We start from the raw sequence: 12,138 nt of genomic DNA on the forward strand, positions 1-12,138 counted from the left end.
GAACTCCCAACAACAATCCCCCAAAGAACGTATTCATCTGTAGATAAATCATCAGATGAAATTTGTATCAGTCTAGTCAGCGCAGGCCCCCGAGAGAGCCAGGTCTGATACCCAAATTTGGGAATACTCGAAACCAAGTAATTATTGGGTACCCGGAACAGGTGGGAAGAAAATTAGGGATCGAGCACTATGCGAGTGAGCTCGTCACGAGTGTCGATGTCCAGCTTTCGAAATGCACGGTACAGATGGCCTTCAACCGTCCGGCGGGAAAGATACAACTCATCCGCAATTTCCCGGTTGTTCGCACCCTGCTGCGCCAGTCGGGCGATTTGCCGCTCGCGAGCGGTCAAGACCGCAGGGGCGACCGGGGGTTCGGGAGTTCGGAGGCCCGATATTTCCGACAGGTCCCGCTCAATCTGCTGCAGGCCGCCTGCGACACGCGGATCCATGGCAATGTCGCCCCGCGGGCCGGGACCCGCGAACGGATTGTTGACCAAGAGGTACGCGGCGAATCGATGACCCCGTTCATAGAGATCCTTGACTTCCTCGAATTCGACGGGAAGTTCCGGATTCATGAAGCCAAGCACTGCACCCAAAGTCCATTTCCACGGGCATTCCACTTGCTGTTCAAGGAGTTGCAGTTGCGCGAGCGTCTCGTCCCTGGGGCGGATCCTGCGGTTGGCTATTGCGGCCGACAGTGCCTGGAACCACAACGGGTGGGCAACCCCAGCAACGTCGCCGTTGAGGCTCTGGCCGGCGAGCGCCTTCAAGTCGGCATTAACGGCGTGGTCATGGGCCTCGTCTGCGTGGTGGCTGCTCAGGGAATCGGCGAGGAAAACTGCAACCGGATACAGTCCCAGCGAGTCGTTGCCTGCGAACTCGCTGGCCGCCTCGCATGCGGCGCTGTGGGCGGCCCTGAAATTTCCAGCCGAATTATGCACGACGGCGGCACAAAGCGACAGCGTGGCGCCATTAAGTTCGCTCCATAGCGGCGGGGCGCTGCGAACTACCCGTTCCAGGAATTCTTCGGCTTGTGGCGGCCCGTCGATGGTCATGAGCGCCAAAAGGCCGTAAATCGTTGAACGCAAGCGCGGGTACCAGCGCCCGGGATGCCCGGTGGACCAGCGGCTCAGCTGCAGGGCAGACTCAGCCGCGGCGTCAAGGTTCATGGCGGAGAAGGATTCATTAATTGAGGCAAGGAGCCTTGCGGGTTTCTCGTCGCCCAGCGGTGCGGGGCGGTAGTCGCCAACCATTTCCCGGGCTGCCGGGATCAGGAGCATAGCGCCTGGTTCGGGGTTCGGGCCGGCTTGCTGCTTGAGCACCTGCTCGTAATTGCCCCGGTCCAGGGCCCGGGCGATGGAGCCCGAATCCGCAGGAAGGTTATTGTCGACAGCAGGTGCCTGGAGCTCCTTGGCGCTGGATTCGCGCTCGGCCAGCAACTGGATGAGCACGTCGGCAGTTGCCGAGATGCTCCCCTGGTCCGCGCGCAGATATCCGCTGTTCAGCAGCCGCGCCAGCTGGACCGGCTCCGGCAAGGAGTCCACGTCGATGGACTGCGTAGGGCTGGTCGCGATGCGTTGCAGCAGCGAGGAAAGTTCCGGATCCATCCTTCCAATCAGGTCGCCCAGCACCAGTCTCAGGTTTTCCGTCAGTTCGCAGCGCAGCAGGTGCGCGGCCCACGGGCCGGTTTCCGCAGGTGGACTGCAGCGGAGCAGTTCGGGGGTGATGGCCTCGACCAAGGCGGGGATTCCCCCCGACAGGCGCAGGACAAGGCGTGCAGTTGAAACCGTGACCTCGCGCTGCGCGAGCCGGGACACGCGTTGCCGCACCTGGTTCAATTCCAGGGGCCCGAGGACTATGACGTTGTCCGGGGCTTCGGACAAGAGCACCTCGTTGACTTCAGCATTCCAGTCCAGACGGGTTGAGAGCACCACCAGTTGGAGCTTGTGCATCGAAGCCACGGTCATCAGGACATAAGCGCTGGCGGGATCCAGGTACTGCCCATCCTGCACCACCAGCAGCTGTCGGCTTGTCTCATTCGCCAGGTGAAGGCTCAGCAGCCTCGCCGCATGGGGAATGGTGATGGAGGCACCCTTGGACAGCTGCAGCAGCTCCGCCAGCGCGCCTAGCGGTTCATTCATCCCCGCCGGGTCGCATTTCAGCATTGCCGGCTGCTCACCGGGATGAGTGATCCGCATGGTCTGGGTCAGGAGCTCGAATTTCCCCATGCCCGGCGAACCGAGGATCAGCACGGTCGGGCAGCCTGGTGTCGCCAAAAACGTCGCAAGCTGGTCCGACGGCTGGCCCAGGGCGAACATCGGCTCAGGCATTTTCGGCACCTCGCGGTCTTTGTCCGCGTAGTGCCGCATACTGTTGCGAAGCACAACTAGTGATGGAGGGGATTTTGGAATAAGTGGTCGATTCAGCGATCATTATTCCCCTCTGGTGCGAGCCCATGTACCGGCGCCTTGAAAATCGCCGTCTAACTACCAACAATATTTCATTGGCACACTAAATGGGCGCGTAGGAGACGAAACCTATGCCCTCATCTGCGATCTGACCTGCCACTGGATCCGGGCCCCGAAAACCCGATTCGGGTTGCGACCTGCGCAATTCCGATTCCCCGAGTCCACGGATGCTTTCCACATGGCGCAAAATTCATACTCAGTAATTTCTCGATTCTCCAATTCGCATACGTTAAGGGTTGTATTTAGCCGTATGCTGGGCATGCCCCGGAGAATTGCTGATTCGGCGGCATCCACGCTCGCGCGTCGTCAGACGCATCATTGGGGGATGAAATGGGCTTTGTCATGGGGATGACACGCCGCTTTATAAAGACACTCAGCCGGACCGCGAGGATCGCCGCGGCGGCTTGTCCTGCGTTGGCACTGGTCGCCGTCGGATTGACGGCGGTTCCCGCAGTTGCGGTAACACCCGGTTGCGGCCCGGACGTCAACGCCATCGTCTGCGAAAACTCCAAAGCGGGGACGTCCTTCGACGAATGGGACATCGACGGTGCCGGGGACGACTCCATCCAGGGATTCGCCACCGACATCAGCGTCAACGTGGGCCAGCGCGTCGACTTCAAGATCGACACGGATGCCAGCGCCTACACCATAGACATCTACCGCACCGGTTGGTACCAGGGCCTGGGCGCCCGCAAGATTGCCTCGGTGCAACCTAGCGTTCCGCTCCCCCAACACCAGCGCGATTGCCGCACCGACGTCACCACGGAACTGACCGACTGCGGCACATGGGATGTCTCCGCGTCCTGGGACGTCCCGGCTGACGCCGTCTCCGGGGTGTACCTGGCCAAGCTCACGCGCAAGGACACCGGCGGATCCAGCCACATCACCTTCATCGTGCGCAACGAGGCAAGCACTTCCGACGTGCTGGTCCAGACCTCGGATCCCACCTGGCACGCCTACAACCTGTACGGCGGCTCGGATTTCTACTCCGGCGCGGACAACGGCCGAGCCTTCAAGCTCAGCTACAACCGGCCCTTCGCCACCCGGGCGGGCGTGGAGGCCCGCGACTTCTACTTCGGGGCCGAATACCCGCTGGTGCGCTTTCTGGAGCGCAACGGCTACGACGTCAGCTACTTCTCCGGCGTGGACACGGACCGGCACGGGCAGCTGCTGAAGAACCACAAGGTCTTCGTCTCCGTGGGACACGACGAATACTGGTCGGGCCAGCAGCGCAAGAACGTCGAGGACGCCCGGGACGCAGGCGTCAACTTGCAGTTCCTGACCGGCAACGAGGTGTACTGGCGCACCCGCTACGAGAAGTCGCCCACTGACCAGAAGGACTACCGCACGCTGGTCACCTACAAGGAAACCTGGGGCAACAACAAGATCGATCCGGCCACCGAATGGACCGGAACATGGCGCGACCCGCGCTTCGCCTCGACCGCCAACGGCGGCGGACTTCCGGAAAACGGACTGACCGGCACCGCCTACGTGGTCAACAGCGGGGATTTGCCAGTGACAGTGAATGCCGAGGAAGGCAAGATGCGCCTGTGGCGCGATACGCCGCTGAATGCGCAAAGCCCGGGCAGCAAAACCGAGCTTGCCCCGCACACCGTGGGCTACGAATCAAATGAAGATCTGCCCAACGGCTTCCGCCCGCCGGGATTGATCCACCTGTCCACCACCACTGGCCAGGTGCCCGAATACCTGCAGGACTTCGGCAATACCGTGGCCGCTGGCAATACCACCCACCATACGACCATGTACCGCGCGGCTAGCGGGGCACTGGTCTTCTCCACCGGCTCGGTGCAGTGGTCCTGGAGCCTGGACCAGTGGCATGACGGCAATGGCGCGCCGGCCGACTCCCGCATGCAGCAGGCCCAGGTCAACCTGCTCGCTGACATGGACAGCCTGCCGACCACCTTGATGAGCGGGCTGGTTATGCCCACCGCCCCCAAGGACACCACGGCGCCCACTGTCAACGTGACCACCGCGCCCACCGGATCGGTGCGCAACGGAGAGAAAATCACCGTCAAGGGCACAGCCAGCGACACCGGCGGCAGGGTCGCCGCCGTGGAGTACTCCTTCGACGGCGGAACCACCTGGAAGGCCGCCCAGGGATCGAGCAACTGGAGCTTCACCGCGGTGCAGGAAGGCAGCGGCGAGGAGCAGCTGCTGGTGCGCGCGGTGGACGACTCCGCGAACTATCCGCAGCAGGCCACCGAAGTGCCGCTGCAGATCACCGGGCCCTACAGCGTCTTCGGCCAACGGGTGCCGGACACCGCTGATGCCGGCGACTCGGCGGCAGTGGAACTGGGCCTGCGATTCACCGCGCAGACCGACGGGTACGTGACAGGGGTGCGCTTCTACAAGTCCAAGGCCAACACCGGCACGCACACCGGAACGCTGTGGTCGCTGAACGGCACCGAGCTGGCCACCGTGACGTTCTCCAACGAATCCGCCGAAGGCTGGCAGACCGCAAGCTTCGCCAAGCCGGTGGAAGCCCGGGCCGGAGACGAGTTCGTGGTCTCCTACCACGCGCCGAACGGGCACTACTCGGCGGTCACCCAGGACTTCGCCTACCGCGGATCCGAGGCGAACCCGATCGGCGCCGCCGGAGGCTTCGGGGTCCCGTCGGCAGGCCTGTTCACCAGCGGCACCGGCTTCCCCACACGTGACTGGGACCGGGCGAACTACTTCGTCGACGCGGTCTTCGAAACCGGGGAATCCATCAGCCTCAACGCCTACGGCCACTCCCCAATCGACACCGCGCGCAGCGTCCCGACCACCACACCCATCACGGCCACCCTGTCCAAGAAGGTGGATCCCGGGTCGGTCCAGATCACGCTGAAGGACGGCTCCAATACGGCAGTGCCGGGCAGCACCGCCTATGACGCGGCAACACGCAAGGCGGTTTTCACCCCGCAGGCGGAACTGTCCAAGGGCACCACCTACACGGCGCAGGTCACCGCCACCGATACCACCGGCAACGCGGTGAGCAGCGGAGGCACCTGGAGCTTCACCACGGTGCTTGCCACGCCGGCGGATCCCAACGACTGCCCGTGCGGCCTGTACCGGGATGCGGAAGTTCCCGCCGTGCCGGCCGTCAATGACGGCCAGCCGGTCACCCTGGGAACCCGCTTCTCCGCCACCGAAGACGGACAGCTGCTCGGACTGGAGTTCTACCGCAGCCCGGGTGAGACCGGAGCGCACACCGGATGGCTGTATTCCGCCACCGGACAGCAGCTCGCCGAAGCCACCTTCCCGGATGACTCGGCCGTCGGCTGGCAGTACGCCGCCTTCGACACCCCGGTGACCATCTCCGCGAACACCGAGTACGTGGCGGCCTACCGCAGCAACGGTATCTACCCGGTCTCCCCCGGTGCACTGGGCAGCCCGACGCAGGTCGGCCCGCTGCGCACCAGCGCTTCGGCAGGGCACTACACCTATGGCGACCAGTTCCCCAACGCGATGGTCTCCAGCAGCTACCTGGTGGACGTCCGCTTCCAGCCGAAGGGCAAACCAGTCAGCCTTGACCAGCGCACCCCGGCCAGCGGCGTCTTCGACGCCCCGGTCGACTCGCGGGTCACCGCGACCTTCAGCCAGCCGCTTCAGGCTGGGGCGCAACTGGAGGTCAGCTCCTCAGGCAACGCCATCGCCGGAACCACGGCGGTGTCGGAGGATGCGAAGAAACTGACCTTCACCCCTGCCGCGCCGCTGCCCGCGGCGAGCGTCATCACCGTCACGCCGAAGAACATCTCCGGTGTGGACACCGGTGCGGCGCAGATCCCTGCGTGGACCTTCCGCACCGCGGGCGGCGATGAGCAGCTGCGCACCTTCCTGGGCGCCCAGGAACCGGCAAACCTCGATCCGTCGGATTCCGCGGCGACTGAGCTTGGCATCAGGCTCACCAGCAGCCAGGACGTCGAGATCCAGGCGCTGCGCTACTACCAGGGTCCGCTGGGATACGGCGAGCACACCGGCAGCGTCTGGGATGCGCAGGGCAACCTGCTGGGCACCGCCCGCTTCCCGGCCACCACCGCCCAAGGATGGCAGACAGCGTTCCTGAGCACCCCGGTCACCTTGGCCGCGGGCGCCGAGTTCACGGTCTCCTACCAGGCACCCAAGGGCGGGTACGTTTTCACCGGAGCTGACTTCGCCAACGGCAAGTCCGATGGCATCCTGTCGCTGAAGGGCTTCAACGGCGTCTTCGGCTACGGCTCCGGGTCCATGCCAAGCAGTTCCTGGAACAACAGCAACTACTTCGCAGACCTGGTCTACCGAAGCCTCTCCGGCTCCGGGCAGCCCACCGAAACGCCATCCCCGAGCAGCTCGGCACCGAGCGACCTGAAGGTCACCTCCCGCAGCCCCGAAGCGCAGGCTTCATCGGTCCAGGCCACCTCTCCGGTGTCCGCCACGTTCAACCGCGCGGTGGCCGAGGGCTCGACCCTATCCCTGAAGCAGGGCGGAACTGCCGTGGGCGGTGCCGCGGCGCTGAACACCGAGCGGACCACGTTGACCTTCACCCCGCAGGCCCCGCTGCAGGCGGACACCGTCTACACCGTGGAATTCTCCATCAGCGGGGAACCCGAAGGCTTCGCCAACCCGTCCTCCTATTCATTCCGGACGGCCGCGGTGCCGGAGGATCCAGCGAACTGCCCGTGCGGACTGTTCGGCAACACCGAGACACCGACAGTCCCGGCGATAGACGACGGAACGCCGGTGACCCTGGGCACCAGGTTCTCCTCGGACGTCGAAGGAAAGCTGACCGGGCTTGAGTTCTACCGGAGCATCGGAGAAACCGGAACGCATACCGGCACGCTGTACTCGACCACGGGCGAGGTGCTGGCAACTGTCCAGTTCCCCGACTCCAACGTTTCCGGCTGGCAGTACGCCGCCTTCGAGACACCGGTGCAGATCCAGCCGAACAACGATTACGTGGCCGCCTACCGCAGCAACGGCATCTATCCGGCGACCCCGGGCAAGTTCGCTGCGGCAACGCAAACCGGGCACCTGAAGACCAGCGCGCAGGCCGGCCACTACACCTACGGCACAGGCTACCCAGCCGGCTCGGTAACCACCAGCTACCTGGTGGATGTCAGGTTTGTCCCGAAGGCCGAGCCGGTCACCGTCACCGAACGCAACCCGGAAGCCGGAGCCTCGAACATCGCCCTGGACAGCACGCTGAGCGCAACCTTCAGCCAGGCGCTGGAAAGCGGAGCCTCGCTGAAGGTCAGCGGCCCGGACGGCGAGATCCAGGGGATCTCGCAGCTGGGCCAGCAGGGCACCACCCTGACGTTCACCCCGGCGGCCGCCCTGCCGGAAAGCAGCGTGCTGACAGTGACGCCGCAGAACATCCGGGGAGTCGACTCCGCCGCGGCCTCCATCGCGCCCTGGACCGTCCACACCTCCGGTGCGGAGATCCAGCTGGACTCCTTCCTGGGAGACCAGGTCCCGCAGACGCTGGATCCGCAGGATACCGGCGAGGTTGAGCTGGGAATGCATCTGGAGGCTTCCGCGGACCTGACGGTCCACGCCATCCGCTACTACCGCGGCAGCACCGGAACCGGGGCATCCAGCGGAAGCCTATGGGACTCCCAAGGCAACCTGCTGGCCACCACGACCTTCGGGCCGGCCGCGGCTCCAGGCTGGTACACCGCCTACCTGAGCGCACCGGTGGCGATCAGCTCCGGCGAGCAGTTCACGGTCTCCTACCACGCGCCCAACGGCGGGTATGTCGTCACTGGTGCGGACTTCGCCAACGGGAAGAGCAACGCGGCGTTGAGCCTGTCGGGCAGCAACGGGTTGTACGCCTACGGCTCCGGCAGCAGGCCGACCAGCTCCTGGAACCACAGCAACTACTTCGCGGATCTGCTGTATTCGGTGACGCAGGCCCCGGCGGCCCGGAAAGCCGCGGGCGGCCCTGCCCCGGCGAAGCAGGACTCCGGTACGCCAGCCGAATCCCCGGCACCGGAGACAACGACGCCGTCTCAGACTGCCGCTTCCTCCGGGCCAGACCAGCCCTCGGAAACTGCCACACCCACCGCGGACGCCGATGAAACACCAACCCCGACGCCAAGCGACACGGACCACGCGGCGCAGCAGCCCTCCAGGCCACCTGAGGCTTGAGAGCAATAGGAGAACCGCAGACGCGGGCACACGGGTTGCAAAGGGAGCAGACGTCGAAAAACATGCGTGGCCGGGGAGAAACATTTCTCCCCGGCCACGCATTCTTTTGTCCCGCCCCTGGCGCCGCCAGGCTAACCGGCCGTTCGCACGACCGATGGCGACCATGCGTGCTCGATGAGCACTTCGGGTTCTGCCTCCGCACGGGCATCAATGACGTAGACGTCGCTGTCGCCCATTTCTCCGGCCCGCGGAACACCGTAGAGCAGCCGGTCGTTGTCCAGCCATTCAAGCTGGTCGTCGAATCCGTCACGCAAGCCGATGATCGTTTCCTTGCCGGTTTTCAGATCAAGCACAGCGATGTCCCAATGCACCGTCGCTCCCAAACCGGTGCGTTTCTTGTAGGCGACACGGCTCCGGTCCGGGGATACCGAAGGGCACTCGGCGTTCTCGATGACCGACGTCAAGGTCTTGGCGGAGAAACTCCCCCTCATCAGCCAGGTTTTGCCTCCGGAGGCGACGGTCACGTAGAACTCGTTTTCGGAGACGAAGCTGACACCCCAGACGTTGCGGTCCACGGCAGTGAGCTCCTCGCCGTCAACCATCATGGTGAAGTCTTCAAGGTTTCCATACCCGGTGCCGTCGGCCCTGGTCACCGTGGTCTCGGTGGAAAAGCTCCCGGCCGCGTAGGAATGACCTGTCACGAATGACGTGGTCGCCACCAGCCCGCCGTCAGAAATACGGGTGCGGCTCGGGATGCCCGGAAGCGGCAGGGTTTCAACAAGATTTCCCTCAGCGTCGAGCACGTCGTTCTCGAAGGTCGTGGGGATTCCACGGCGTGTCTTCATGCATGACACCAGCCCCGCGCGCTCGGCCACCCGGTCGCAGGAGATGTCCGTCAAGGCACGCTGGCCTGACGGCGCATTCAGGGCAACGGCGGCCATTGAACCGTAGCCCTCGCCCGGGGCGGTATTGCGGAAAACGATGCGGTCACCTTCCGGCATGGAATCGCGCAGTGCAGCCGCCGAGGCGCCGCTTGTGCGTTCCTGGTAGCGCTGGAAGGCCTGCACGCTGTAGACGCCGGCAGCACCGAGCACCAGCACCGCAATGACTATCAGGACCAATGTCCTCTTTTTTCCTAGGCCCTTGGGCTCCGTATCGCTCATCAGTTCTCTTCAGCTGGCTGGGAGGATTTTCCGAGCAAAAGATACCAAGCCAGCGGGACTACGAGCAAAAGCAGGGCTGCGGCGCCGAGCAGGGCGAGGTTCGCCCCGAACAACACCCACAGCACGCCGAAGCCCGTGGCGGACAGCAAGCGGGCCACGGCCACCACCGTCTGCGCAGCGCCGATGCCAGTGGACACCGACCCCTCCGGCGACAGCTGGCCAGCCAGGGCCGCCAGCACGCCGTCGGTCGCCGCGTAGAACAGCCCCAGCGCCGCCAGCGCCGAAACGATGAAGATCAGCGATCCTCCCCCGCTGGCGCACAGGTACGCGAGAGCCAAGGCGAGATGGCCCAAGACGAATACCGCGGCCCGGGACGTCCGGTCTGCGAGCTTGCCCAGCGGGATTGCCAGTAGCAGGAACACCAGGTTTGAACCGACGAATAGCAGCGGGAACCAGAAGTAGTCCATCGTCCCGTGCGCCATCAGCGCCAGGTATACGAAACCGTCGCCGACCGTCAGCAGTCCGAGCAAGCCGGCGGCGCACAGCATCCTGCCCATCCGCCCGCGGGACAGCATCCGCAGCATCGGCTTGAATTTCAGCGCCCGGATGCTCCGTCCCGGCTCCTCCGCCGTAGCAGCCGGCGAGTTGTGGGCCTGCGCTGCAGGAAGCGGCTTCGCTCCCAGCTTGCGATTGGGCACTACCAGCACGAGTACCGCAACACCGAGAATCGCCACGGCCAATGACAGTACGAAGACCGCCCGGTATCCGTCCGGTACCAGGAGCAGGACGACAAATGCCAGCATCGGACCCACCGTGGCTCCAATGGTGTCCAGCAGCCGGTGCAGGCCGAAGGAGCGCGCCAAATGCTCGGGCTGGGAGGCCTGCTGGATCATTGCATCGCGCGGTGCCGTGCGGATGCCCTTGCCCACGCGGTCCACGCCGATCACCGCCGCGATGCCGGCGAAGCCCGTGGCAAACAGCAGACCGACACGGGCCACCATTGACAGCCCGTAACCTGCGACAGCTACCGGTTTGGGCCGGCTGGTCTGGTCAGCGGCGTAACCGGCGGCGATGCGGACCAGCGCGCTGGCCGACTGGTTCAGGCCTTCGAAAAATCCATAGGCAATCATGGACAGTCCCAGTGCACCGGTGATGTACATGGGAAGGATGGCAGCGACGGATTCCGAGGAGATGTCGGTCAGCATGCTCACGATGCCCAGGGCAATGACCGTCGGAGAGGCCTTGAACGCCACCTGGGCGGCCCGCGAAGTGTTGGACGCCTTGTTGCTTCTCCAATCCGAGAGGCTCAGATACATTCCCTAGTCCTCGACCTTGAAAACGCCGGCGGCGTTGATTTCGGTCAGTCCTGTGGGCAGCTGGTGCAGCGTCACCGTGGCCGTGTCCTGACCGAATCCCGCCTGCAACCGGGTGCTCCCGTCAGCGTCGGTACTGGTGCTCGCCAGCCACTGGAGATCCTTGAAGTGCGACTCGTAGAACGCGAGGACGTCCTCTACGCTCTGCTTGCTTCGCCCCTGCACTCCAACCATGACCATCGAAGACTGCACGGATACCGAAGACTTCTCTACATCGGAAGATTGTGGCAAAGGAAGCGCTTTTTTGGGGAATCCCTTAGTCAGTTTCCCTTCTGCGGTGGCGGCTTTTGGCGCCTTTTTCAAGACGTCCGTGCGTGGTTCCGTTGAAGGTAAGCCACTTGGTGACGGCGACGACTCAGCCTTGATTTCCAATCGCCTGTCCGGCGCGCTCGGCTTCGGATCCCAACTAGGCCTCGTCGGCTGTGCCTGAGGATCTACTGCAAGACTGTCTTTGTCAGACTGATTGCCGTCTGCAGATGAGGTCGGAGCAGCAGTTGTATTCGTCTGCGGTGTTTGCGAAACCTGAGGTGATTCATCGGCTGCTTTGTCGCTTGATTGCCCGTCCGGAGAAATTTGATCCGTCTGGTCTGATGCTTTGCTATTGCCGGCCTGATTTAGCCCGTAACCGACGCCAAAAAGTAGCGCCGCGATTGCAAGCATGACGATGATAATTGTCCTGATTTTCATTTTTCCCCCAACGTTACCCCTTCCCCCAAGAAGGCACGATAACTCCCACAATCAAGCTTATGACAGTGTCACCGTCTGGCATAGCACCTGTGCGAATTCAGCGCTCATGTCCGACCAAGACCAGCCGTATCAACTGATGTCTGGGGACCGCTGACTCCAAAATTTCTCGCCGGCCAGCCACCTTTGCCGATTTCGAGCAGGCTGGCGTTGGCTACGGCGGAAGTTTGGAGCGCGGCGTTGGGACAAGATGAGTCGGGCCGGAGCACATTCTCTATCGTGTTCGATTCGATTCACCTTGCTTCCGGCAAATTTGCGGAC

5 protein-coding genes are annotated in these 12,138 nt (G+C 63.8%); 1 reads left to right on the forward strand and 4 read right to left on the reverse strand.

Annotation, left to right across the window (positions count from 1 at the left end):
- Positions 1-173: 173 nt before the first annotated feature.
- On the reverse strand, positions 174-2,330 hold the full coding sequence (locus tag ATC04_RS10905; RefSeq protein WP_231735964.1) for a helix-turn-helix transcriptional regulator: 2,157 nt from the start codon (positions 2,328-2,330) through the stop codon (positions 174-176).
- Between the two features lie 552 nt (positions 2,331-2,882).
- Between ATC04_RS10905 and ATC04_RS10910 the strand changes: the two genes are divergently transcribed.
- Positions 2,883-8,597 (forward strand): DUF4082 domain-containing protein, encoded by a 5,715-nt coding sequence (locus ATC04_RS10910; protein WP_052772327.1) that lies wholly within the window; start codon positions 2,883-2,885, stop codon positions 8,595-8,597.
- Between the two features lie 131 nt (positions 8,598-8,728).
- Here ATC04_RS10910 and ATC04_RS10915 read toward each other — a convergent pair whose 3' ends face one another.
- The 3 genes from ATC04_RS10915 to ATC04_RS19885 are packed head-to-tail and all read right to left on the reverse strand — an operon-like array spanning position 8,729 to position 11,820.
- The gene (locus ATC04_RS10915; RefSeq protein ID WP_047118890.1) at positions 8,729-9,760 is read right to left on the reverse strand and encodes a hypothetical protein; all 1,032 of its coding nucleotides are present in this window, start codon (positions 9,758-9,760) and stop codon (positions 8,729-8,731) included.
- Positions 9,760-11,076, reverse strand: a complete 1,317-nt coding sequence (locus tag ATC04_RS10920) for an MFS transporter (RefSeq protein WP_113607804.1) — start codon at positions 11,074-11,076, stop codon at positions 9,760-9,762. The genes ATC04_RS10915 and ATC04_RS10920 overlap by 1 nt, the downstream gene beginning before the upstream one ends.
- A gap of 3 nt (positions 11,077-11,079) precedes the next feature.
- Entirely contained in the window at positions 11,080-11,820 is a 741-nt protein-coding gene (locus tag ATC04_RS19885) for a hypothetical protein (protein WP_146956118.1), read from the reverse strand.
- Positions 11,821-12,138 lie beyond the last annotated feature (318 nt).

This window comes from Arthrobacter sp. YC-RL1 (assembly GCF_001454985.1).
Lineage (GTDB): Bacteria > Actinomycetota > Actinomycetes > Actinomycetales > Micrococcaceae > Glutamicibacter > Glutamicibacter soli.